The sequence below is a fragment of the Microbacterium gorillae genome (assembly GCF_050990725.1).
Taxonomy (GTDB): Bacteria; Actinomycetota; Actinomycetes; order Actinomycetales; family Microbacteriaceae; genus Microbacterium; species Microbacterium gorillae_A.
In genome coordinates, this window is sequence record NZ_CP158844.1 from 1,752,843 (window position 1) to 1,775,632 (window position 22,790).

General features: G+C 68.2%; 18 protein-coding genes and 2 tRNA genes. 10 read left to right on the plus strand and 10 right to left on the minus strand.

Features of this window, described 5'->3' with window-relative positions; all coding sequences use genetic code 11:
* Nucleotides 1–12 precede the first annotated feature (12 nt).
* Complete coding sequence (nudC, locus tag ABTV68_RS07685) at nucleotides 13–1,056, plus strand: NAD(+) diphosphatase (RefSeq protein ID WP_433677040.1); 1,044 nt, start codon at nucleotides 13–15, stop codon at nucleotides 1,054–1,056.
* Nucleotides 1,053–2,762 (plus strand): ATP-dependent helicase, encoded by a 1,710-nt coding sequence (locus tag ABTV68_RS07690; protein WP_433677041.1) that lies wholly within the window; start codon nucleotides 1,053–1,055, stop codon nucleotides 2,760–2,762. The genes nudC and ABTV68_RS07690 overlap by 4 nt, the downstream gene beginning before the upstream one ends.
* Here ABTV68_RS07690 and ABTV68_RS07695 read toward each other — a convergent pair.
* Both ABTV68_RS07695 and ABTV68_RS07700 read right to left on the minus strand, forming a co-directional pair.
* Nucleotides 2,662–3,495, minus strand: coding sequence for a hypothetical protein (locus ABTV68_RS07695; protein WP_433677042.1), 834 nt, complete (start codon nucleotides 3,493–3,495; stop codon nucleotides 2,662–2,664). The two genes, ABTV68_RS07690 and ABTV68_RS07695, sit on opposite strands and share 101 nt — an antisense overlap.
* Nucleotides 3,496–3,646: 151 nt before the next feature.
* Nucleotides 3,647–5,029, minus strand: coding sequence for a zinc-dependent metalloprotease (locus tag ABTV68_RS07700; RefSeq protein WP_433677043.1), 1,383 nt, complete (start codon nucleotides 5,027–5,029; stop codon nucleotides 3,647–3,649).
* Between the two features lie 124 nt (nucleotides 5,030–5,153).
* Between ABTV68_RS07700 and ABTV68_RS07705 the strand changes: the two genes are divergently transcribed.
* Both ABTV68_RS07705 and ABTV68_RS07710 read left to right on the plus strand, forming a co-directional pair.
* Nucleotides 5,154–6,296 (plus strand): YlbL family protein, encoded by a 1,143-nt coding sequence (locus ABTV68_RS07705; protein WP_433677044.1) that lies wholly within the window; start codon nucleotides 5,154–5,156, stop codon nucleotides 6,294–6,296.
* A 64-nt stretch (nucleotides 6,297–6,360) separates the two neighbouring features.
* Nucleotides 6,361–9,348 carry a UPF0182 family membrane protein gene (locus ABTV68_RS07710; RefSeq protein ID WP_433677046.1) on the plus strand — a complete coding sequence of 996 codons (2,988 nt, stop codon included), beginning with the start codon at nucleotides 6,361–6,363 and terminating at the stop codon, nucleotides 9,346–9,348.
* A gap of 45 nt (nucleotides 9,349–9,393) precedes the next feature.
* Here ABTV68_RS07710 and ABTV68_RS07715 read toward each other — a convergent pair whose 3' ends face one another.
* Complete coding sequence (locus ABTV68_RS07715) at nucleotides 9,394–9,915, minus strand: GNAT family N-acetyltransferase (RefSeq protein WP_433677047.1); 522 nt, start codon at nucleotides 9,913–9,915, stop codon at nucleotides 9,394–9,396.
* Nucleotides 9,916–10,029: 114 nt separating this feature from the next.
* Here ABTV68_RS07715 and ABTV68_RS07720 point away from each other — a divergent pair, with 114 nt between their 5' ends.
* Complete coding sequence (locus ABTV68_RS07720) at nucleotides 10,030–10,593, plus strand: OsmC family protein (protein ID WP_433677048.1); 564 nt, start codon at nucleotides 10,030–10,032, stop codon at nucleotides 10,591–10,593.
* 43 nt (nucleotides 10,594–10,636) lie between these two features.
* Here ABTV68_RS07720 and ABTV68_RS07725 read toward each other — a convergent pair.
* Both ABTV68_RS07725 and ABTV68_RS07730 read right to left on the minus strand, forming a co-directional pair.
* Nucleotides 10,637–10,710: transfer RNA gene (locus ABTV68_RS07725), tRNA-Met, on the minus strand.
* A gap of 126 nt (nucleotides 10,711–10,836) precedes the next feature.
* Nucleotides 10,837–10,910: transfer RNA gene (locus ABTV68_RS07730), tRNA-Met, on the minus strand.
* Nucleotides 10,911–11,045: 135 nt separating this feature from the next.
* Between ABTV68_RS07730 and ABTV68_RS07735 the strand changes: the two genes are divergently transcribed.
* Nucleotides 11,046–11,840 carry a carbon-nitrogen hydrolase family protein gene (locus tag ABTV68_RS07735; RefSeq protein WP_433677049.1) on the plus strand — a complete coding sequence of 265 codons (795 nt, stop codon included), beginning with the start codon at nucleotides 11,046–11,048 and terminating at the stop codon, nucleotides 11,838–11,840.
* On the opposite strand, the gene ABTV68_RS07740 is transcribed toward ABTV68_RS07735, so the two are convergent.
* On the minus strand, nucleotides 11,837–13,045 hold the full coding sequence (locus tag ABTV68_RS07740) for an aminotransferase class I/II-fold pyridoxal phosphate-dependent enzyme (protein WP_433677050.1): 1,209 nt from the start codon (nucleotides 13,043–13,045) through the stop codon (nucleotides 11,837–11,839). The two genes, ABTV68_RS07735 and ABTV68_RS07740, sit on opposite strands and share 4 nt — an antisense overlap.
* Before the next feature lie 98 nt (nucleotides 13,046–13,143).
* Here ABTV68_RS07740 and ABTV68_RS07745 point away from each other — a divergent pair, with 98 nt between their 5' ends.
* From ABTV68_RS07745 to ABTV68_RS07755, 3 genes are read left to right on the plus strand one after another with little or no spacing between them, the layout of a single operon-like run.
* Nucleotides 13,144–14,838 (plus strand): trypsin-like peptidase domain-containing protein, encoded by a 1,695-nt coding sequence (locus tag ABTV68_RS07745; RefSeq protein ID WP_433677051.1) that lies wholly within the window; start codon nucleotides 13,144–13,146, stop codon nucleotides 14,836–14,838.
* Nucleotides 14,839–14,895: 57 nt separating this feature from the next.
* Nucleotides 14,896–16,146, plus strand: coding sequence for a CDP-glycerol glycerophosphotransferase family protein (locus ABTV68_RS07750; protein WP_433677052.1), 1,251 nt, complete (start codon nucleotides 14,896–14,898; stop codon nucleotides 16,144–16,146).
* Nucleotides 16,143–17,573, plus strand: coding sequence for a CDP-glycerol glycerophosphotransferase family protein (locus tag ABTV68_RS07755; protein ID WP_433677053.1), 1,431 nt, complete (start codon nucleotides 16,143–16,145; stop codon nucleotides 17,571–17,573). The genes ABTV68_RS07750 and ABTV68_RS07755 overlap by 4 nt, the downstream gene beginning before the upstream one ends.
* A gap of 10 nt (nucleotides 17,574–17,583) precedes the next feature.
* On the opposite strand, the gene ABTV68_RS07760 is transcribed toward ABTV68_RS07755, so the two are convergent.
* The gene (locus tag ABTV68_RS07760; RefSeq protein WP_433677054.1) at nucleotides 17,584–18,660 is read right to left on the minus strand and encodes a glycosyltransferase family 2 protein; all 1,077 of its coding nucleotides are present in this window, start codon (nucleotides 18,658–18,660) and stop codon (nucleotides 17,584–17,586) included.
* Nucleotides 18,661–18,722: 62 nt separating this feature from the next.
* Between ABTV68_RS07760 and ABTV68_RS07765 the strand changes: the two genes are divergently transcribed.
* A complete protein-coding gene (locus tag ABTV68_RS07765; protein ID WP_433677055.1) occupies nucleotides 18,723–20,006 on the plus strand; it encodes a CDP-glycerol glycerophosphotransferase family protein in 1,284 nt (427 codons plus the stop codon).
* A gap of 82 nt (nucleotides 20,007–20,088) precedes the next feature.
* Here ABTV68_RS07765 and ABTV68_RS07770 read toward each other — a convergent pair whose 3' ends face one another.
* From ABTV68_RS07770 to ABTV68_RS07780, 3 genes are all read right to left on the minus strand, one after another.
* Nucleotides 20,089–21,054, minus strand: a complete 966-nt coding sequence (locus ABTV68_RS07770; RefSeq protein ID WP_433677056.1) for a hypothetical protein — start codon at nucleotides 21,052–21,054, stop codon at nucleotides 20,089–20,091.
* Nucleotides 21,055–21,056: 2 nt separating this feature from the next.
* Complete coding sequence (locus ABTV68_RS07775; RefSeq protein ID WP_433677057.1) at nucleotides 21,057–21,749, minus strand: NTP transferase domain-containing protein; 693 nt, start codon at nucleotides 21,747–21,749, stop codon at nucleotides 21,057–21,059.
* A 75-nt stretch (nucleotides 21,750–21,824) separates the two neighbouring features.
* Entirely contained in the window at nucleotides 21,825–22,754 is a 930-nt protein-coding gene (locus ABTV68_RS07780) for a hypothetical protein (protein WP_433677058.1), read from the minus strand.
* Between the last annotated feature and the right edge of the window lie 36 nt (nucleotides 22,755–22,790).

Consider the following 22,790-nt stretch of genomic DNA (forward strand, 5'->3'; position numbering starts at 1 on the left):
GAAGGGGAGTAGATGGAAGACGCGTCAGCTCCCGGGCCGGTCACCGTGTTCGACCGCAGCGCCGACGAACGCACCGCCCCGGATCTGATCGCCCGCCTCATCGCCGACACGGAGACGCGCGTCCTGCTCATCGACGCGGATCGCGCGCCCGTCGACGCCGACGGCGAGCTTCTGCTTGTGCCGGTGGACGTTGCCCGCGACGTCGCCGCGCGAAGTGCGGCCGTAGCGTTCGGAGCCGCTGATGTCTCCGGCGACGCGACGACGGGCGAGTCGAAGGCGCGCAGCACACCGCCGACCACCGAGCGATTCGCGTTCCTCGGACGCCGTGACGGTGTTGCACTTCTACTTGGGGTTGTACCCGGTGCGGCCGAGCTCGCCGACCCCACGCCTGGCGCGGCGTTCGCGCCCTCCGTCACGTGGGTCTCGTTGCGTGCGCTGCACCCCGCCCTCGGTGCGGCGGATGGCGCGCTGCTGCTGGAAGCCGTGAGCCTCGGGCGCTGGATCCTCGACGCTGGGCACTGTGCCTTCTGCGGAGCCGTCGCCGAACTCACCACCGGAGGATGGGCACGTCGCTGCACGGCCTGCGCTCGCGAGCACTTCCCCCGTACCGATCCCGCCGTCATCGTCGCGGTGACCGACGGTGATCGCATCCTGCTCGGATCCAACGCCCTGTGGGAGCAGCGCCGATACTCGTGCTTCGCCGGCTTCGTGGAAGCGGGGGAGTCGCTGGAGGAGGCCGTGCGTCGTGAGGTGCAGGAGGAGTCGGGCATCGAGGTGGAGAGCGTCGCGTACGCGGGCTCGCAGGCGTGGCCGTTCCCCCGGTCGCTGATGCTCGGCTTCCGCGCGCGGGCGCGGGATGCGCGAACAGCGCATCCCGATGGCGAGGAGATCCTCGACGTCCGCTGGTTCACGCGTGCCGAGATCCGCGCCGCGTACGCCGGGGACTCCGACCTCCTGCTGCCTGGCAAGCCCTCGATCGCGCACGAACTGATCTCCACGTGGGCGGCCGAACCCGACGATGGTGAGCCGAACCCTCCAGCAGGTGAGCGCGCGTGAGCGCGCTGGACGGACTCGACGAACAGCAGCGAGAAGCGGCCTCGGTGCTGCGTGGCCCGGTGTGCGTGCTCGCGGGTGCCGGCACGGGCAAGACCCGCGTGATCACGCACCGCATCGCGCACGGAGTGGACACCGGCGCATACTCGCCGAGCCGGGTGATGGCGGTGACCTTCACAGCCAAGGCGGCCGGGGAGATGCGGGGACGGTTGCGGGATCTCGGCGTGAGCGGTGTCGCCGCGCGCACCTTCCACGCGACGGCCCTCGCTCAGCTGAACTTCTTCTGGCCGCAGGTGACGGGGGAGCCGGCCCCGAGCATCATCGATAACAAGGTCCGCATGCTCGCGCATGCGGCGGACGGCCTGCGGCTGTCGCTGGACACACCGACCCTGCGGGATGTGGCCTCCGAGATCGAGTGGCGGAAGGTGGCGATGCGCAGCATCGACCAGTACGCCCTGACCGGCCGCACGGTCGGGAGATTGTCGAACTCGGAGGTGGTCGGCCTCCAGCAGGCCTACGAGAAGCTGAAGGACGAACGCCGGCAGCTGGATTTCGAGGACGTTCTGCTCGCGTGCGCGGGGATGCTGGAGGCGGAGCCGCGGGTGACGACGGCCGTTCGCGAGCAGTATCGGCACTTCACTGTCGATGAGTTTCAGGATGTGTCGCCGCTGCAGAACCACCTCCTCGGGCTGTGGCTGGGCGATCGCAAGGACATTTGCGTCGTGGGCGATGCGAGCCAGACGATCTTCTCGTTCGCGGGCGCCGACGCGAAGTACCTCCTGGAGTTCCCGCGAACGTATCCCGATGCCGTGACCGTGAAGCTCGAGCGCAGCTACCGATCGGATCCCTCGGTCATCGCCGTCGCCAACGATCTGATGCGCGGACGCCCGGGGGCGCTCACCCTTGCACCCCAGAGGCCGCCCGAGTCTCCGACGCCCGTCGTCACCACCTACGAGGATGAGCGCGATGAGGCCGCAGGTGTGGCCCGCGCCATTGAGAAGCAGATCGCCAAGGGGGCCGCTCCGCAGCAGATCGCCGTGCTCTACCGGGCGCAGATCCAGTCCACCGCGATTGCGGACGCGCTCGCGGCGCGGGGGATTCCCACCACCGTGCTCGGGGGGAAGCGCTTCTTCGATCAGCCAGAGGTGCGTCAAGCGGTGCTCGCCCTGCGAGCGGCAGCCGTCGCGCCCGGCGACCGCGGCTTCCTTCCTGACGTTCGCACGGTGCTGCGGGAGATCGGCCTCACCGACGAGCCACCGCCCGCCGGCGGCGCGCTGCGCGATGCGTGGGAGGCGCGTGCCTCCCTGCTCCGCTTGGCCGAGGCGGCTCCCGAGGGAACCACCATCCGGCAGTTCGCGGAACAGCTCCTCGCCCGCACGAAGGACCAGCACGAGCCGGTGCTGAACACCGTGACGCTCTCGACCCTTCATGCCGCGAAGGGCCTGGAGTGGGACCACGTGCACATCATCGGCTGGGCCGAGGGTCTGCTTCCGATCGCGTACGCCACCTCCTTCGACGCGGTCGACGAGGAACGACGACTCGCGTACGTGGGGGTCACTCGCGCCGCGCGTACCCTCGCGCTTTCGTGGGCGCGGGGGAGCGGACGGGTCATGCGGAAGCCCTCGCGATTCCTGCAGGAGATCGGCAGCCGCAGTCTTCGTGCGGCCGGTGTGTCCGCCAGAGTCGCCGGCTCTCCCTCCGCACGCTGACCGATCGGCTTGTTCCCTCGCGAAGTCGATGGGCAGCACCCGTGCGGCCCGCGGCTGCGACACCCGTCAGGGGCAGGAGCTCGCGGATGAGACCGATGGCCTCCCCGAGAACGACGGGATCGGGGATGGGAGGCTCGCGCTCGGCGAGCTGGGCGACCAGGTGGGGCCACGCCGGATCCGCGTCCCGTTCGGCGAGGGCGACGCAGGACGTGCACGCCGTGATGCCGGGAAGCACCGCCGGACCCACCCGGATCGCATCGAGCTCGATGACGAGGGGAATGTGCACCACATCAGCAGACATCCACGGCGCCGCAGCCACGGGGAGCACCGCGTGGGCGCTGAGCAGGACCACGGGTGGGCGTCCGCGGAAATCGTCGCGGGCAAGCCCCGGCAGTGCGGACAGACCCGCGGCGACGAAGTCCACGATGTCCAGTCCGCGCAGCGCGGGTGCCACCTGGAGCCGCGGCATGAGCAGGCCGGTATCCACTCGCCGGAGTGCGGGATCGATGCGCGCGAGGAAGCCGTCCAGATCGTCCAGTGGTGCCCCGAGCCCCTGGGCGACCCGTGCGAAGTCCTGCTCCGCGATCCCGTGCTCCAACGCTCGCAGCACACGCTCCTGCCAGCCGGGCGGATCGGGGAGCGAGGGCTCGGCATGGAGCCCGAGCTGCAGCGTTCGGGAGTCGCGCCAGAGCGCGGGTCGGTCATCGTCGAGGCGGAGCATCACGGGTGTCATGACGACATCCTGAAGTGCTCACCGGCGGCTGATACGCCTGTGCACAGGGCCGCCCGGCGTGTCCCGCTCCGGACTCGTTCTGGGGAGGAGCGGACGACAGGACCATCGGCCACTGCTGCACACGGATGCAGCGGTGGCCGATCGTCAGGAGTCAGACCGGACGCGGACCCTCCGGACCTTCCGTGTCGCCCGCGGCGTCATCCGTGCCCGTGAAGTCCTCGCCGGAGAGCAACCGCTCCAGGGCGTCGTCCATCTCGTCCCGGGGGGCCTCTTCACCTCGTGCGGCAGCCTGCAGACGCCCGATGATGGCCGTGGGATCGTCGATGTCCTCCGGCGTGGGCAGGAGGTCGGGGTAGTCCCACAGCCCGTCGCGTGCCTCAGCACCGACGGCAGCCGTGATCGCGCGCCACATGGCGCCTGCTTCGCGGAGTCGGCGCGGGCGAAGCTCCAAGCCGACCAGCGCCCCGAGGGCACGTTCGGCAGGGCCGCCCACCGCTCGGCGTCGCCGTACGGCCTCCGCGATGCGCCCGGCATCGGGCAGACGCTGGGTGGCCTCCTCGGTGACCACCTCGACCCACCCCTCGATCACCGCGAGCACGTTCTCCAGCCGCGTGAGCGCCGCCTGCTGCGCCTCGGAGCGGGGCGGCATCAGCGCGCCCGACTCCAGCGCCGCGCGCAGCTCCTCGGGATTCTCGGGGTCGAATCGATCGGCCATCGACTCCAGAGCGCTGGTATCTACTTCGAGTCCGCGGGCGTAGTCCGTGAGCTGGGACAGGACGTGCAGGTGCAGCCACTTCGCGTGGCGGAACAGGCGCGCGTGGGCGAGCTCACGGGTGGCGAGATACAGCGCCAGCTGGTCTTCGGGGACCTCCAGCCCCTGGCCGAAGTCGGCGAAGTTCTGGGGCAGGATCGCCGCCTCGCCCACGGGGAGCAGCGGGATGCCGACATCGCCGCCGGAGACCACTTCCTTGCTGAGTCGGCCGATCACCTGACCGAGCTGCGCGGCGAACAGCGAGCCGCCCACCGATCGCATGATGCGTCCGGCGCCCTCCACCACTCCGCGCATCTCCTCCGGGGCCTGCTGACCGAGCGCGTCGAGCAGTGCATCGGTGATGCTGGTGGCCACGGGCTCTGCCGCCTCCTGCCACACGGGCATGGTCTGCTCCACCCAGTCACCGCGAGTCAGGGAGCGAGCCGGCTGCGCGAGGGCGCTGATGCTCGTGACGCCGCTCAGCCACAGATCGGCCAGCGCGAAGGCCTGATCCAGATCGGCACGCTGGCCGCTGGTCACGCTCAGACCGTCCTGATTGGCGATGTGCAGCGCCGCCGTACGCGCCGAATCCCAGGGGATCGAGCCGTCCGCGCCCGCAAAGGCGCCCTGCATCTGCTGCATGAGACCGGCCAACATGGTCGGGTCGATGTTCATGCCGGTGAGCTTCTGAATCTGCTCGGGATCGATCTGGCCACCCGCTCCGAAGAGCTGGCGGAGCAGGTCCTGGAAGTCGTCTTCCGGGGAACGGTCCTCGTCTGTCACGTCAGCCGCCTTTCAGCGCTTTGCTGGGGTTGCGTTCTACGCTAGTCGCCGGACGGGGCCCGACGAGCGGGTTCGTGGATTCGGCTGTACGCCGCTCGCGAACGTCCTTCCCGGAAAGGAAATCGTGACGTTCTTCGACCCGAATGTGCCACAGCAGAGCATGCCGACGACGAGCGCATCCGAGGAGCGCTGGCGTCCGTCGCGGCGGACGCTGGTGGGCTACGGAGCGCTCGCGGTGGCCCTGGTGTGCATGTTCGGACTCAGCATCCTGCCGACGGGCTACGTGATCGAGATGCCGGGGCCGGTCGTCAACACCCTGGGTTCTCAGGAATCCAATGGTGAGGAGATCCCGCTCATCACCATTCCGGATGAGAAGACCTACGAGACAGCTGGAACGCTTTCTCTCACCACGGTGTCCGTGCGGGGCAATCGCCAGTCGACGCCCAGCTGGTTCGAGCTGGCCGCCGCGTGGTTCGACTCGTCGAAGGCGGTGCTTCCGTTGGACGCTGTGTTCCCGGCGGGCGTGACCACCGAGCAGAAGCAGCAGCAGGACGCCCAGATGATGACCGACTCGCAATCCGCCGCGACGGCTGCCGCGATGACGGAGCTCGGCCATCCGGTGAAGACCACGATCACCATTCCGGCGGATCCGGCCGAGGGAGCACCCGCCGCCGGAGTGCTGAAGGCCGGCGACGTCATCACCAAGGTCAACGGCGTCGCCCCGTCCGGCTCCAGCGACGTGATCGCGGCCGTCACGGGCAGCGACGGGAAGCCGGTCACCTTCACTGTGCTGCGCGACGGCGTCGAAAGCGACTACACGATCACACCCCGGCAGGGAACCGTCAATGGCGAGACGCGATGGCTGGTGGGCGCCTCGCTCTCGGAGTCGTATCAGTCGCCGATCGAGGTCGACATCAAGCTGAACGACATCGGCGGGCCGAGCGCCGGCATGATGTTCGCCCTCGGCATCATCGACAAGCTCACGCCCGGGGAGCTCAACGGCGGAAAGAACGTCGCCGGAACCGGCACGATCGATGCGGCGGGAAACGTGGGTGCGATCGGTGGCATCGCCCAGAAGATGCACGGAGCTCGCGACGCCGGGGCGGACTACTTCCTTGCTCCCGCCTCGAACTGCCAGGACGTCGTCGGGCACATTCCCGACGGACTCACCGTGATCAGCACGTCCACGCTGAGCGAATCGGTCGACGCTCTCGAGGTCATCGCCTCCGGAACGGGTATCGACGCGCTGCCGGGGTGCTCTTCATAACGGAGATCGATCGGTCTCGCATCCTCAGGGACCTTGCTCAGGCGGCCACGCCTAGGATGAAGGGGTGACCACAGCCTCAGCGCCGAATCAGGCCACCCCCAGCACCGGACGACGCGTCGTCGTCATCTCACTCGTGATCGTCGCGGTTCTGCTCGCAGCCTTCTTCCTGTTCTCCAGCGTCTTCGCTGACTTCCTCTGGTACGGCCAGCTCGGCTTCACGGGCGTGCTGACCACCCAGTGGATCGCGCGCATCGCGATGTTCGCGGTCGGCTTCCTCGGGATGGCCGTTCCGCTGTGGACGGTGATCCAGCTGGCGTATCGGATGCGTCCGGTGTACGCGCGACTCAGCTCGCAGCTGGACCGTTATCAGGAGGTCATCGAGCCGCTTCGTCGCCTCGCGATGTGGGGCGTCCCGATCTTCTTCGGTGTGTTCGCGGGACTGTCCGCCGCCAACCAGTGGCAGACAGCTGCGCTCTGGTTCGCCGGCGTGAAGACGTCCGATGTCGACCCGCAGTTCGGTCTGGACACCGGCTTCTACATGTTCGCGATGCCGTTCTACCAGGCTGTCCTCGCCTTCACCTCCGCCGTGCTGCTGCTCTCGCTGCTGGTCACCGCCTTCGTCTCCTACCTCTACGGTGCCGTGCGTATCGGCGGGGGAGAGCTGCGCATCTCCAAGGCCGCGCGCATCCAGCTCGCGATTGTCGCCGGTCTCTACCTCCTGGTGCAGGGCGTGAGCCTGTGGCTCGACCGCTACGCCACGCTGGCCGACTCGAACGCCTCGGTGACCACCAATGCCCTGAATATCACGGGCCCGACGTACACCGTCGCCAACGTCACCATTCCGGGTCTGACGATCCTCGCGATCGTGGCCATCATCGTGGCGATCCTCTTCTTCGTGACCGCGGTCATCGGCCGCTGGCGCTTCCCGCTGGCAGGGACCGCGGTGCTGATCGTCGCGGCGCTGGTCGTGAACGTGGCGATGCCGTGGGCAGTGACCACCTTCCAGGTGAAGCCGAACCAGATCGAGTCGGAGAGCACCTACTACCAGCGCAACCTCGACATGACGAAGAAGGCGTTCGGGATCGATGCGGTCCAGAAGACCGACTTCCAGGCCGAGACGACCGCTGAGGCCGGGCAGTTGCGTGCGGACGCCGAGACCACCGGATCGATCCGCATCATGGACCCCGCGATCATCAATCCGACGGTCCGTCAGCTCGAGCAGGTGAAGCCCTACTACCGCTTCCGCGACACGCTGGACGTCGATCGCTATCAGATCGACGGCAAGACGCAGGACGTCGTGGTCTCGGTTCGTGAGCTCGACATGTCGCAGGCGCCGTCCAACTGGCAGAACCAGGCCCTGATCTACACGCACGGTTACGGGATGGTCGCCGCGGCGGGTAACCAGCGCACCGATGACGGCAGCCCGAAGTTCCTCGAGCAGGGTATTCCTGCCACTGGCTTCCTCACGGAGCAGAACCCTGACTTCCAGCCCCGCATCTACTTCGGTGAGTACTCGCCGCTGTACTCGATCGTGGGTGCTCCGAAGGACGCGGCCCCGGTGGAGATCGACTACCCGCGCGCGTCCGACGGCGACTCGGTCACCAAGACCACCTTCGAGGGCAACGGCGGTCCGAAGCTCGACAACATCTTCACCAAGCTCATCTACGCGATGAAGTTCCAGGCCGGGGACATCCTGTTCTCGAACAACGTCAACAACGAGTCCCAGATCCTCTACGACCGCGACCCGGCCACCCGCGTGTCGAAGGTCGCGCCGTACCTCACGCTCGACAAGGACCCGTACCCCTCCGTCGTGGATGGCCGCATCGTCTGGATCGTGGACGGTTACACCACCAGCGCCACGTACCCGTACTCCTCGGGCGTGAGCCTGACGGATGCCACGAGCGACACCAAGGCCACGGGCCTGATGATCCCGGACAAGATCAACTACATCCGCAACTCGGTCAAGGCCACCGTGGACGCCTATGACGGTCACGTGACGCTGTACGCGTGGGACGAGGAAGACCCGGTGCTGCAGACGTGGCAGAAGGTCTACCCCAACACGCTCAAGCCGCTGACCGAGATGAGCGGTGAGCTCATGAGCCACGTGCGCTACCCGACGGACCTGTTCAAGGTGCAGCGCAGCGTGCTGGGTACGTACCACGTCGATAAGGCGCCGTCGCTGTTCCAGGGAGACAACCTCTGGTCCACGCCGACCGACCCGAATGCGGCGGAGACCGACCAGAAGCTGCAGCTGCCGTACTACCTGACGATGAAGATGCCGGGTCAGGACGAGCCGACGTTCTCGATGTTCTCGAGCTTCATCCCGCGTCCGATCGACGCCGCCAACGCGCGCAACGTCCTCACCGGCTACCTTGCCGTGGATGCCGATGCCGGAAGCGAGGCGGGGAAGAAGAGCCCGGACTACGGCACGCTGCGCATGCTCGTCATCGACAGCGACACCACCGTTCCCGGCCCGGGCCAGGTGAAGAACTCGTTCGACACCGACGACGCCGTGACCCAGTGGGTCAACATCCGTAAGGTCGGTGGCGGAACGCAGATCCTCTACGGAAACCTGCTCACCCTCCCCGTGGGTGGCGGTCTGCTGTACGTCCAGCCGGTGTACATCCAGTCGACGGGTGCCACGAAGCTGGCGCGTCTGCAGAAGGTCCTGGTGTCGTTCGGTGACAGCGTCGCCTTCGAGGACACGTTGAGCCAGGCACTCGACAGCCTGTTCGGTGGTGACTCCGGTGCACAGACCGGTGACACCGACGTCACGCCGGTGGAGACGGATCCGGATGCACCGGTGACGCCGGAGCCGACCCCGGCCCCGACGCCGACGCAGAGTCCGGGAACGACGACCTCGCCCACGCCGGCACCGTCGATCGACACCTCGACGGTGGAGGGTCAGCGCGACGCGCTGCTGCAGGAGGCCAAGACCGCCCTGAGCGACCGCCAGACGGCGATGGCGGCGGGCGACTGGACCAAGTACGGTGAGGCCGACAAGCGGCTCACCGAGGCTCTCGACAAGCTGATCGCGCTCGACGGTCAGTGAGATCCGCGAAGGGGGCGTCTGCTGCGGCAGGCGCCCCCTTCGCGTTCAGGCTTCGTCGCTCACCCGGTACTTGAAGCCGATGTGGGAGTCGGTGAAACCGAGTCGCAGATAGAAGCGGTGCGCGTCGACGCGCGCGCGGTCGGAGGTCAACTGCACCAGGTCAGCGCCGGTCTGCGCGGTCGCGACGTCCATGACCCAGCGCATCACGGCCTCGCCGATGCCCCGTGAGCGCAGATCACTGGCGACGCGTACTGCCTCGACCAGGAGTCGTGTGGCGCCGCGGCGAGCCAGGCCGGGGATCAGGGTGAGCTGAAGTGTCCCGATCACGCGCCCGTCGCCGTCGATCGCGACCACGATGTCGTTCGACGATTCCTCGATGATCGCGCGAAGTCCCCGCTCGTAGTGGTGCCGGTCCGCTGCGTCGTTGCGGTCACCACGCGAGGCGCTGACCGCGTCATCCGACATCAGCCGCATGAGATCGTCGAGGTCGGCGATCGTGGCCCGCCGCAGCACCATCTCACCGCCGCGGATAGTGAGACTGGTCGGGAGGGCGAGGGAAGACAGCATGTGCCCATCCTGTCAGGCGTGCTGGCCGCGCCGAAGGTCGCCGCGCGTCGCCGCGTTGCCTCGCGTTACCGTGCCCCGTTTTTCTGCGGGGGAGACCTGCCTAGGCTCGCCCACATGACAGCTTCCCCCTCGCTTACGATCACCGATTCCATCCCCGAGGTCACCGCCGATGACCGCGCCGAACGTCTCGCGTCGGCGGGTTCGGCCTGGGCGCAGCGCATCGACACGGACCCGACGACTGCCCGGCTCACCTACCGTGTCCGCGGGACGGGCGCGGGTGCCGTTGCCACCGCGATCCGTGCCGGCGGGCATGAGTTCGTCGTCGACGAACCCGCCGCGCTCGCGGGTGACGACATCGGCGCCAGCCCGGTCGAGTATGCGCTCGGTGCGCTGATCTCCTGCCAGGTGGTGGTCTACCGCCTCTACGCACACGTGCTCGGCATCCAGGTCGATGACATCAGCGTCGATGCGGAGGGCGACCTCGATGCGCGCCGTCTGTTCGGCATCGACGAGTCCGTGCGTCCCGGCTTCACCGCCGTCCGCTTGACCGTCGCGCTGGAAGGTCCGGAGCCGGAGGAGCGTTACGAGGAGCTTCGTCGTGTTGTGGATGCGCACTGCCCGGTGTTCGACCTGTTCGCCAACCCGACGCCGATCGATGTCACCGTGCGCAAGCTCTGACATGGCAGAAGGCCCTCATCGTGTGATGAGGGCCTTCTTCTTGTTGCGGGGACAGGATTTGAACCTGCGACCTCTGGGTTATGAGCCCAGCGAGCTACCGAGCTGCTCCACCCCGCGGCACGGGATTTAGCTTATCGGGTGAAGTGCGTCAAACCCTAAAGCGGCCTGTGAGCGGGCGCGTCGCGGTGGCGCTGGCGGCAAAGCCGAAGGCCCCTGATCGAGTGATCAGGGGCCTTCTCATTGTTGCGGGGACAGGATTTGAACCTGCGACCTCTGGGTTATGAGCCCAGCGAGCTACCGAGCTGCTCCACCCCGCGGCACATCAGTAGCCTAACACGCGGTGGAGGGACGGGGCGCATCGGGGCGCTTCCCGGGCGATTCGCCCTACCGCATTCGACGCCTCGCTAGGCTGGCGGCGACGTGAACGAGAGCCGAACACCAGGAGCGATGCGATGACAGTGACGACGGTGGCGGTAGCCCAGTTTGCGCCCGGGGTGGGGGACAACCTCCCGATGATCACCCGGCTCGTGGGAGATGCCGTGGGGCGCGGCGCTCGACTGATCGTCCTTCCCGAGTACTCCGCCTGGTTCGAGACGCCCTTCACCGACGCGCTGGTGGAGCACGCCGAGTCGCTGGACGGTCCGTTCGTGCGTGAGCTCATCGCGCTGGCGGATCGCTTCGGCGTCTGGATCGTGGCCGGCCTCGTCGAACGCGCGGAGGGTATGCGCGTTCACAACACCGTCGTCGCCGTCGACGCGACGGGCGTGCAGGCGGCCTATCGGAAGCAGCATCTGTATGACGCCTTCGGCGACCGGGAGTCCGATCGCATCGCGCCGGGGGCGCTGGAGGCACCGCAGACCTTCCGGATCGCTGATCTCACGTTCGGTCTCATGACCTGCTACGACCTGCGGTTCCCGGAGAGCGCGCGGGTCCTGATCGACGCGGGAGTCGACGTCATGGTGGTTCCCGCCGAATGGGTGCGTGGTCCGCTCAAGGAGGATCACTGGAGCACCCTGGTGCGTGCCCGCGCGATCGAGAACACCGCGTTCGTCCTCGCGGCCGATCAGACGCCGCCGATCGGTGTGGGTCGATCGATGATCGTCGATCCGTCCGGCATCGTGCTGGCGTCGCTGGGCACGCAGGAGGGCCTCGCCGTGGCGACGCTGGACCGCACAGAACTCCAGCGCGTGCGTGCGGTCAACCCCGCGCTCGAGCTGCGACGCTACCGCGTGGAGCCGAAGAGCTAGAGCGTCGCGGTATAGGCCGCGAGGCGTCGCATGCCCTCGTCGACCACGTCGGGGCGCTTGCAGGCAGCGAAGCGCACCAACGAACTCCACTGACGATCGCCCGAGGTGACGAAAGCGGTCAGCGGAATGCCCACCACGCCACCGTCGACAGCCAGGGTGCGGCAGAACTCGTGAGCGTCGCGAACGCCGAGAGCGCCGGCGTCGGCAACCGTGAAGTAGGTCCCATCCGGGGTCCGGGGCTCAAGCCCAGCGGCGTGCAGGCCATCCCCGAGGATGCGCGCCGTGTGCTGCATGTCGCCGGCGAGCGCGTCGAAGTAGGCGTCGGGGAGCCGCAGACCCGCGGCGATCGCGGGCTGGAACGGCGCGGAGCCAGAGAAGGTGAGGAACTGCTTCACCGACAGCACCGCTTCGACCAGATCGGCGGGTCCCGACACCCACCCGACCTTCCATCCCGTGGTGCGGAACGTCTTGCCACCGGAGGAGATGCTGACGGTGCGCTCCGCGGCACCCGGCCGGGTCGCGATCGGATGATGCGCGCGGCCGTCGAAGAGCAGGTGCTCGTACACCTCGTCGGTGACGATGATGGCGTCATGCCGCTCGGCCAGGCGGACGATCTCGTCGCGTGTCTCATCATCGAGGGCGACACCGGTGGGGTTGTGGGGATCGTTCAGCAGAATCACCCGGGTGCGATCCGTGACCGCGGCGGCCAGCTGCTCGAGGTCCGGACGAAAGTCCGGCCAGCGCAGCGGGACGGTTCGCAACCGCGCCCCGGCAAGGGCGACGCACGCGGCATAGGAGTCGTAGTGCGGCTCGAACACGACCACCTCGTCGTCCGGTCCGTCGAGCAGCCCGAGGAGCACGCTTGCCAGCGCTTCCGTCGCGCCGGCGGTGATGATGATCTCCGTCACGGGGTCCGGCGTCAGTCCGTAGAAACGCTGCTGGTGCTCCGCCACGGCGAGGCGAAGATCTGCGTCGCCCCGGCCCGGCGGGTACTGATTCACTCCGCGGGAGATCGCCTCACGTGCGGCGTCGAGCACTTCGGCGGGCCCGTCGGTGTCCGGGAAGCCCTGACCGAGGTTCACCGCGTTCGTGGTGAGTGCCAGAGCCGACATCTCGGCGAAGATGGTGGGGGAGGGAGCGCCGTCTGCAGACAGCAGACCGGCACCCCGAGCCGCTCGACGCCAGGCACCGGGAATCGTTCGCATGCGGCCCAGGTTAGTCGCATAGGTGGAATCCACCCGCAGCATAAGAAACGCACAGAAACCCGGTGCACTCTGAAAGAGCTTTCGGAGAAGGAGCAATCATGAGCGACAACCGCGATGACCGTCACGACGACGCGTCGAACCCGTACCAGACGAACCAGCCCGTGTCGCCGGTCGTCGGCGCTCCCGAGAACCAGCAGCCGCTGACCTCGGAGCCTGCATCGACCACCCCTGTCGCGCCGGCGACACCTCTCTCCCAGACCGCGCCGACGACGCCCGTGACCCCGGGTGCGCCGGTGGCCCCCGTCGCGCCGATCTCCCAGACCGCGCCCACAGTGCCCCTCGGAGCCGGCAGCGCCGGCGCAGGCTTCCCCGCGCCGAGCGCCGGCCAGACCGCATACCCGAGCGCACCGCAGGGCGCCGCTGCGCCCGCCTACGGTGCGACGAACCCCGCACAGGGCACCTTCGGCGGACACACGCACCACCCGCAGTACGGTGCCGCGTTCGGGTCGCCTACCGCGTCGGCCGCCTCGTACGCGGCACCCACCCCGCTGGGCGTCGCCGCCGAGCCGAAGCGCAAGTCGCGCACCGGCATGTTCGTCGGTGCCCTCGTGGTCGGTGCCCTGGTGTGCGGAGCCGCCGGACTTGGCGGTGCGTGGGCGGGGCAGTCGCTGTTCGCGACGAGCGCCTCTCAGTCCGCCAGCGGCCCGCAGACCGTGACGATCAACAACCCGGACAGTGTGAACCAGGTGGCGGCGGTTGCCACGAAGGTGCTGCCCAGCGTCGTGACGATCTCGGTGGACGCCGGCCAGAGCGGCGGCACCGGCTCCGGCGTGGTGCTCAGCAGCGACGGCTACGTCCTCACGAACACGCACGTGGTGACCCTGGGCGGCCAGACGGCAGACGGCACCATCCACGTGACGACCTCGGACGGACGCATCTACACGGCCACCGTGGTCGGGCTGGACCCGCTGTACGACCTGGCCGTGATCAAGCTCACGGACGCCTCGGGACTGACCCCGGTGACGTGGGGTGACTCGACCAAGCTCAACGTCGGCGAGACCGCCGTCGCGCTCGGAGCGCCGCTCGGACTGGACAACACGGTCACACAGGGCATCGTCTCGGCGCTGAACCGGTCCATCCAGATCCAGTCGTCGGCGGTGCCGGACTCCACTGCTGACCAGTCGCAGCAGGACCAGCAGCAGAACGGCCAGAGCCCGTTCCAGTTCGACCTGCCGGGTCAGCAGACGCAGACCCAGTCGCAGGGCTCGATCTCGATCTCGGTGATCCAGACCGACGCGGCCATCAACCCCGGAAACTCCGGTGGTGCTCTGGTGGACGGCGAAGGCAAGCTGATCGGCATCAACGTCGCCATTGCTTCGGCGGGCTCGTCGTCCGCGTCGAGCGAGTCGGGCAACATCGGTGTGGGCTTCGCGATTCCAGCCTCCGTCGCTCAGCGCGTGGCCGAGGAGATCATTAGCAACGGCTCGGCTTCGCACGGTCTCCTGGGTGCCATGGTCGGCGACGCGTCGGCCGTCGAGGGTGCGACGATCGAGGGTGCCGTGATCTCGTCCGGCAGCTCGAGCGAGGCCGGCATCGTGGCGGGAGGTGCGGCAGAGGCCGCCGGTCTGAAGGAGGGCGACATCATCACCAAGTTCAACGGTGTGCCCATCACCAGCGGCGTCGACCTCACCGCGCAGGTGCGTGCTGCGGCCGCCGGGGCCACGGTCCCGGTCACGTACGTTCGCGACGGAAAGACGGAGGAGACGACCGTCACCCTCGGAACCCTGAAGTAACCGGGCGGACACCCGCCCAACGAAGAGAAGGACCCCACCGCGCGATAGGCTCGCCGGGTGGGGTCCTTCTCATTCGGCGCGGGAAACGCGGCCAAGCTCGCGCGCATCCCGTTGTATGCGCTGGGACGGCTCGCCACACTGGTGATCCCGCGCACCGACTCCTGGGTGTTCGGCTGCGGCGCGGGCATCGGTGACGGACCCCTCGAGCTCTGGCGCGAGGAGCAGAAACACGGCGTCAGCGCCGTCTGGCTGGTGGACAACGATCGGGATGCGCGCGACGCCGCTGCGCAGGGGATTCCGACCCGACGCAAGCGCTCGATCGCGGGGTTCCTCGCCACGGCGCGCGCCGGAGTGATCGTGGTCAGCCATGGTTTCGGGGACGTCAATCCGTACGCGGTGAGCGGTGCCTTCATCGTCCAGCTCTGGCATGGAATCCCTCTCAAGCGCATCGGTCTTGATTCGCCGGAGACGGTGCGCAGCCGCTTTCTTCCCCGGTCGGCGCTCGTCTCGCGTGTGCTCGCCCGCATGTACGGGTACGCGCAGTCACGGATCTCGCTGCTTCCCGCGGCTTCGCACCTCGTTCGCGGCCGGCTCGAGTCGGCGTTCGGGCTGCCCGACGAGCGCATCGTCGTGAGCGGCGAACCTCGCGTCGACGTCCTGTCGCGCGGCACCGCGGAGGAGCGTCTGGCGCAGGCGCGCGCGGTGTTGGAGGCCGCCGTGGGCGAGCTTCCCGAGCGGATCCTGCTGTACGCGCCCACCTGGCGTGATGGCGAGTCGGATCCCGCTGTCCCGACCGCGGCGGACTGGCGAGCACTCACCGACATGCTGCAGCGTCACGACGCTGCGCTTCTCATCCGATCGCATCCGCTGGGCGTGGGGGCATACGCCTCGGCCGATCTGACCGACCGGATCCGCCTGCTCGGCAGCGATGTGCTGCGCGATGTCACGCCAGCACTGCCGGCGATCACCGGGCTCATCACCGACTACTCATCGCTGGCCTACGACGCGGGGCTCGTGCCCATGCCCGTGCACTTCCTCGTCCCGGACCTCGAGTCCTATGCCGCGCGACGAGGCTTCTACGCGCGCTTCCGCGATGTCGCGGGCGACGACTACCAGCGCGGCTGGGCCGGCGTCGCGCGGCAGCTTGACGAGACGCTGTCCGATCCCGATGTGCTCGCCGCGCGGGTGGCGCGCGCCGAGCGACTGTCGGAGAAGGTGCATGCCTTCCGCGACGGCGGAAACACCCAGCGCGTGCATCGCGCGATCGAACGCCGGCGCGCCGCGGCCCGGCGGAAGGGACGACGATGACCCAGGTTGAGCTGGGGGAGGACGCCCTCCTCCTCTCCGGCACCGGCGAAGCCCCGGAGCGGATCGAGCTCGTCGGGGCGCGTGCGCGAGTCGCCGCGGTCATCGAGACCTCAGCAGACTCGTGGCGGGCCACACTTCCGCTGCTCGCTTCGCGCCTGGGCGGGCCCGAACTGCCGCTGCCCTCGGGAAGCTACCGCATCGAGCCCGCCGCCGTTGCCGTCGACCTGCACCTGCCCGTGACGCTCCTGCCCATGCTGCGCGTCCGCATGACCGGGGATGAGGTCGTCATCGCGCCGCCGATCGACCCGGTGTACGACTCCGGTGACGGTCAATCGGCACTCGAGCGTCGCTATGTCTCGCAAGCAGGCGACACGCTGGAGAACGCGGTCTTCTTCGAGAGCTTCTACGGACGCAACGCGAGCTGCAACCCACTCGCCATAGACCGCGAACTCGCCGCGCGTGCGCCGGACGTCACTCGCTACTGGAGCGTGGTGGACCGCTCCGTCGAGGTTCCGGAAGGGGCAGTCGCGGTCGTGGAGGGCACGCCGGAGTGGTGGCGTGCACGGGCAGCCGCGCGCCTGCTCGTGGTGAACGACTGGCTGCGACGCCGATACGCACGGCGGCGCGGACAGCGCGTGCTGCAGACGTGGCATGGCACCCCGCTCAAGCGTCTCGCCCTGCACCGACCGGGGTTCGACCCGCGTCGCGCCGTCGCGGTCTGGCGAGAGGCGCGTCGCTGGGACGCCCTGCTCGCGCAGAACCCGTACGCGGCGCGCATTCTGCGAGCGGCGTATGCGTTCCGCGGCGGCCTGTGGGTGGACGGCTACCCGCGCAACGATGTCCTGGTCACGGGCTCCGGCACAGCGGTTCGCGAGCGGCTGGGCATCGCGGCCGATGAGCGCGTGGTGCTGTACGCGCCGACGTGGCGCGACGACAGGGAACGGATCGTCGACTTCCTCGATCCGGTCTCGCTCGCCGAGGAACTGGGAGCCGTGGTCCTGGTTCGCGGTCACTCCCGCACCCTGCTTCCGGGAGAGGACACCAGCGGGCCGCGGGTCCTTGACGTGACCGGCTTCCCCGACACATCGCAGCTGCTGCTGGCAGCCGACGTGCTCATCACCGACTACTCGTCTGTGATGTTCGACTTCTCGGCGACCGGCAAGCCGATGGCGTTCTTCGTGCCGGACATCGAGCACTACCGCGGTGAACTCCGTGGGTTCTACTTCGACCTCGAACGTGAGGCACCTGGCCCGGTCGTTCGCACCCAGCACGAACTGGTGGCAGCGCTCGCGGACGCCACCGCGGCCGATGACTACGCGGAGAAGTACCGACGCTGGCAGCAGCGCTTCAACGATCGAGACGACGGTCGTGCCGCGGAACGCGTGGTCGCTCGGATCATCGATCGCGGCTGGATCGACCTGGACTGATCGGCGCCGGTCAGGGCAGCGGGGTGTTGCGACCGCCGAGCCGAGAGGTATCCACGCTGGCGTGCGCGCCACGCAGGAAGCCCACGAAGAATCCCACACCCCAGGAGAGGTGCATCGTGGGCAGGACGGCGAGCGTCCAGAGGCGATCTCGTATCGTGTCGCCGCCCAACTGTGTGGTGGCGGCGGCGAGGATGACCAGCACGTAGGCCACAACGGGAAGGTGGACCAGGGAGAGGACGAGACTGGTCACTCCCGTCACGACCCCGCTGAGCTGAAGCCCGGCGACGATCAGCGACAGTGCCACATCCAGCACGAGCAGAGGCGGGGCGAAGAAACGTACCGAGTTGCGTCGGCCGAAGCGTCGGACGAGTTCGCCGCGCCACGTCCCGGTGGCGAAGAACTGCCGCACGAGGCGTGACCAGCTCTCCCGGGGCCAGTAGGTGACGGAGAGCTTCGGATCGAACCATACGCGGTAGCCGGCCTGGCGCAGGCGCAGATTGAGCTCCCAGTCCTCGCCACGACGGATGCTCTCGTCGAACAGGCCGATCTCCTCGATCGCGGCACGCCGCATGACGCCGAGATAGGCGGATTCGGCTTCGCCCTCTTCGCCACCCCCGTGGTAGCTCCCGCCGCCCAGACCCACGGGGGAGTTGTAAGCGCGCGCGACAGCTCCCTGGAACGGAGTGCGCCCGTCCGCGTGCATCACCCCGCCCACGTTGGCGGCGCCGGTTCGAGCGAGTGTCTCCAGAGCGCGGCCGGCGTAGCCGGGGGCCAGCTCGGAGTGAGCGTCCACCCGGATGATGACCGGGAACCGAGCCTGGCGAATCGCCAGGTTGAGACCGACCGGGATGTCGGCTCGTGGATTGTCGACGAGCACGATGCGGGCATCGGCTGCCGCCAGTCGGTGCGCCAACGCTGTCGTGCCGTCGGTTGACGGCCCCAGAGCCAGGACCAGCTCGATCGGTCCGTCGATGCGCTGTTCGAGCACCGTGTACACCGCACGTTCGAGGTAGTCCAGCTCGTTCAGCACCGGCATCACGAACGAGACTCCGTCGGCAGGATCCACCGCTGGCTCTCTGTCGCGCATTGTTCGATCATCCCATGCACACGCCCCGGCGGTGGGACAAGCCGCTCCGGTATTCTGGAGGGATGCCCCTTCTTTCCGATGCCCGCAAGGCTGTCGCCCTCGTTCGCCGTGCGATCGCGTCGCGCAACGCGGTCATCGAGGTGCGTCAGCGGCTGCGCGCGGAAGGAGCGCTTCCGCTGCACCGCTTCCAGGTGGCGGTGTACTTCGCGGACAGTGACGTCAACCTGTACCAGATGCGGCAGTGGTATAAGCCGCTGCAGAAGCTGGCGGAGCGATGGCCCGTGCTGATCCTCGCCCGTAATGCGCCTGGCGCGGCCGCGCTGCTGGAAGAGAGCGGGTTGCCGGTCGCATTCGTGCCGAAGGTCGGTGACTTGGAGACGGTCATCGCGCAGCAGGACATCCGCATCGTGCTGTACGTGAACCAGAACACGCGGAACTTCCAGATGTTCCGTTACGGCCGTCGGTGGCACGTGTTCATCAACCACGGCGAGTCCGACAAGATGTACATGACTACGAATCAGTACAAGGCTTATGACTACGCCTTCATCGCGGGCGAAGCGGCCCGCGAGCGGCTCGGGCGCGTGCTGTGGGACTACGATCTGGATCGTCGGGCACTGGAGATCGGCCGCCCGCAGGCCGATCACTTCAGCGGAACACTCCCGTACACGGCGGACGGTCGCACGGTTGTCCTCTACGCGCCCACCTGGGAGGGCGATCGCCCGACGGCGTTCTACGGCTCTGTCGCCACGCACGGCGAGAAGCTGGTGTCGGCGCTCCTCGCCACAGGCCGGCACCGGGTGATCTATCGCCCGCACCCGCGGTCGGGGGTGGAGAACGAGGCCTTCGGCGCCGCCAACAAGCGCATCATCGCGGCACTCTCGGCGGCGAACGCGGCGGATCCGACGGCACAGCACGTGTATGACGACGGGCCCGATCTCGGTTGGCAGCTGGCGGCCGCGGATGTGGCCGTCGTCGATATCTCCGCCATGGTCTACGACCGTCTGGCCACGGGACGGCCGCTGTTCGTCACGCGTCCGTCGGATCCCCGCGCAGATGTGGACACGGCCGGATACCTCAGCGACTGCGAGTGGCTGACGGTGGATCAGGCCGATGACATCGTCGCTCAGATCGAACGCGTCCAGCACGACGAGACGTCCACGGCGCGTCTCGCACTGTGGTCACGTCACTACTTCGGTGACACCACGCCAGGTGCGTCGACGCGGCGTTTCCACGAGGCGATCGACCTGCTCATGCAGCGCTGGCAGGAATGGAACGACGCTGAGCTCTCGGCGCGCCGGGCCGAGGCTGTGGACGAGCACGACCCGGATGAGGTCGAGCCCGACTGAGTGGGTTTGCGGCGTTGCGTCATCGGGCCACGGAATGGTCTGAGACGGCGCGGGTGTACTCACGCACGTGCGGGGCTCATGCTCAGCGAGAGTCCTCGCCGGTGGTGACCTCCGGAGCAGGGGAGTCCTTCGCCGATCCCCGAGGTCGCCGCAGCGCTTCGATGGCAGCCGAGCCCGCCCGGCTCGCCGCGCGACCGCCCGAGGAGGCGACCGTGCCGAGCGTGCGGGCCGCGCCACGGGCGGCGTGACCCAGATGCGACTCCAGTGGCTGGGAACCGGGCTTGGGCTCGATCTCGGCGGGCATGATCATCGGCGCCGGGCCGAAGGCGGTGCGGGAGGAGGACACCACCCGTCGGCCGAGCAGGTGATTTCCGCCGCCACCCACGACGGCACCGATGCCGAAGGGCATCACCTTGCCGATGACCGAGGCGCCGCCGATCTTGGCCAGCTGCGTCATGGCGAGATGCTTCAGCCGGTCAAGCACGGGGCCCATGGCAGCGCGCGGGATCGTCTTGGTGATCAGGTCGCCCCAGAACGTTCCGCGCGCAGCGGCGCGTCCGCTCGCCTCGCCCGCGAACTGACGGATGAGCGCGGTGCCCTCGCTGCCGAGCATGAGCGTGAGAACGAGTGCCCGCGCACGGTCGGGATCAGTGAGTCGAATGCCGTGCACCTCGGTCACCGACTGTGCGAACAGGGCGGTGGCCTCCAGGAAGCCGACGGTTTCGGCGCCGGAGATGGCCAGCGCGATGCCCGTTCCGACTCCCGGGACCACGGCCGTCGCGCCGGCGGCCGCCCCCGTCGTGGTGACAGCGGCGAGGTAGCGACGTTCGAGAATGCGGATGAGCTGGTCGGGTGTCACGTCCGGATGACGCAGGCGAATACCGCGCAGGTGTGCGAGGACGGCGGGTCGTTGCACGCGCAACGCCACGTCGATCGCACGGATCAAGCCGGATGGATCGACCGTATCGGAGTCAGCCTGCGGAGCTTTGCCGCCCTGCCACGGTGCATCCGCCGGCAGCGAATGGATCGTGTGAACCTTCCGCGGCATTGTCAGACGAAGAGGTTCGCCCGCTCGAGGTCCTCAGCGAAGTCGATCTCCACCGCGTAGAGGTCGGAGATGTCCATCGCCTCGATGCGAATGCCGTCCTCGGCGATCGCGAGTTCGAGACCGCGCTCGAAGTAGTCCTGGTCGTCGACGCGCGTGAGCTGGCGGATGAATGCCTTCTTGTCGGCGGCGGAGATGTAGTTGATACCAACGGCCTCGCCCACGCCACCACGAACGGTCTTCGAAAGCTCGGCAACGGTGCCGTCTGCCGCGAGGGTGTACTTGACCTCTTCGTCACTGACCTTGGAGGTGTTGACGGTGACGAACGACTGCTCACGCTCGATGAGCGCGATGGCTCGACCCAGCACGCGCGGATCGAAGACGACGTCGCCGTTCATCCACAGCACACCGGACTTGCCCGTGGCCTGTAGAGCGCGCAGGAGGCTCTTCGAGGTGTTGGTCTGGTCGTACCGATCGTTGTGCACATAGTCGACCTGCGGGAACGCCTCGACGATGGCCTCGGCACGATAGCCGACGACCGTGGTGATGCGTGCAGCAGAGCCGAAGGCGGCACGGATGTTGTCGTGCTGCTGCTGCATGATGCTGCGGCCGTCGGACAGTTCGGTCAGCGGCTTCGGCAGCGAACGACCGAGACGCGAACCCATGCCGGCAGCCAGAATGACAGTCTGAATCTTCACGCTCTTATCGCTCCTCGATACGGTGTTCACTGCCGGTTCACCGGCAGGACACACCCTCGTGTCTCGACCATGGTACTAAGATTTCCGCGCGATATGGCTGTGAACCCGCCCTGTCTCCCGCTCCGCTGGTCGCGGACTCCGCTGAGTGACCCCAATTTCACCGAACTCTGACCCCAATTTCCCCCATCGCCGCCTGGCGCGGAAACGGTCAGGATCCGGTTGATACGTTGAGACGATGAGCACGGCGCCCGATTCCCCTGACGATGTCAACGAACCGCAGGGCGCCGGGGAAAAACCGCGGGTAGCGCCGCGACGCACCGCCGCGGCAACAGGGGCGAAACGCCCGGCCGCGAAAAAGGCCGCCGCCCCTCGACGCACCGCCACGGCACGAGCTGCGGGTGAGGACACGGCCGCCGACGAGGCGCCTGGAAATGCACAGGCTACCGAGCCGGCATCGGCACCTCCGGCACCCGCGCCGCGCCGGCCTCGTACAACCGGTGCGCGTGCGTCCGACGCGAAGCCGGCGACCGCCGCGTCGACCACACCGAAAGCAACGACGGCGAAGAGCACAGTTGCCAAGACGACGGCTGCGACGGGGACGGCTGCGAAGGCGACGGCTGCCAAGGGCGCGGCTGCCAAGATGACGACGGCGATGACGACGACCGCGAAGGCGACAACCGTGAAAGCCGCAACCGCGAAGACCACGCCGACGAAATCTACGCCGGCCAAGTCGGCGACGACAAAGCCCCCGACGACCCGGTCCACAGCGGCGAAGGCTGCACCGGCGAAGGGTGCAACCGTCACGGACGCCGATGCGGCGAAGACGCCGAAGCGATCGGCTGCAAAGACAACGGCCCCGAGGACGACGGCAGCGAAGACGACGGCCGCGAAGACGACGGCAGCGAAGACGACGGCAGCGAAGACAACGGCCGCGAAGACGACGGCCGCGAAGACAACGGCCGCGAAGACGACGGCTCGAGCGGCCACATCGGCACGAACAACCACGCGTCAGCCGGCCAAGAAGGCAGCATCCCCGTCCAC

What these genes read in the sequence shown, in the direction of transcription:
- ABTV68_RS07740 (WP_433677050.1), bottom strand. Translation starts at nt 13,045, where the DNA reads ATGCGAACGATTCCCGGTGCCTGGCGTCGAGCGGCTCGGGGTGCCGGT.
- ABTV68_RS07735 (WP_433677049.1), top strand. Translation starts at nt 11,046, where the DNA reads ATGACAGTGACGACGGTGGCGGTAGCCCAGTTTGCGCCCGGGGTGGGG.
- ABTV68_RS07695 (WP_433677042.1), bottom strand. Translation starts at nt 3,495, where the DNA reads ATGACACCCGTGATGCTCCGCCTCGACGATGACCGACCCGCGCTCTGG.
- ABTV68_RS07765 (WP_433677055.1), top strand. Translation starts at nt 18,723, where the DNA reads ATGCCCCTTCTTTCCGATGCCCGCAAGGCTGTCGCCCTCGTTCGCCGT.
- ABTV68_RS07755 (WP_433677053.1), top strand. Translation starts at nt 16,143, where the DNA reads ATGACCCAGGTTGAGCTGGGGGAGGACGCCCTCCTCCTCTCCGGCACC.
- ABTV68_RS07715 (WP_433677047.1), bottom strand. Translation starts at nt 9,915, where the DNA reads ATGCTGTCTTCCCTCGCCCTCCCGACCAGTCTCACTATCCGCGGCGGT.
- ABTV68_RS07770 (WP_433677056.1), bottom strand. Translation starts at nt 21,054, where the DNA reads ATGCCGCGGAAGGTTCACACGATCCATTCGCTGCCGGCGGATGCACCG.
- ABTV68_RS07760 (WP_433677054.1), bottom strand. Translation starts at nt 18,660, where the DNA reads ATGCGCGACAGAGAGCCAGCGGTGGATCCTGCCGACGGAGTCTCGTTC.
- nudC (WP_433677040.1), top strand. Translation starts at nt 13, where the DNA reads ATGGAAGACGCGTCAGCTCCCGGGCCGGTCACCGTGTTCGACCGCAGC.
- ABTV68_RS07720 (WP_433677048.1), top strand. Translation starts at nt 10,030, where the DNA reads ATGACAGCTTCCCCCTCGCTTACGATCACCGATTCCATCCCCGAGGTC.
- ABTV68_RS07745 (WP_433677051.1), top strand. Translation starts at nt 13,144, where the DNA reads ATGAGCGACAACCGCGATGACCGTCACGACGACGCGTCGAACCCGTAC.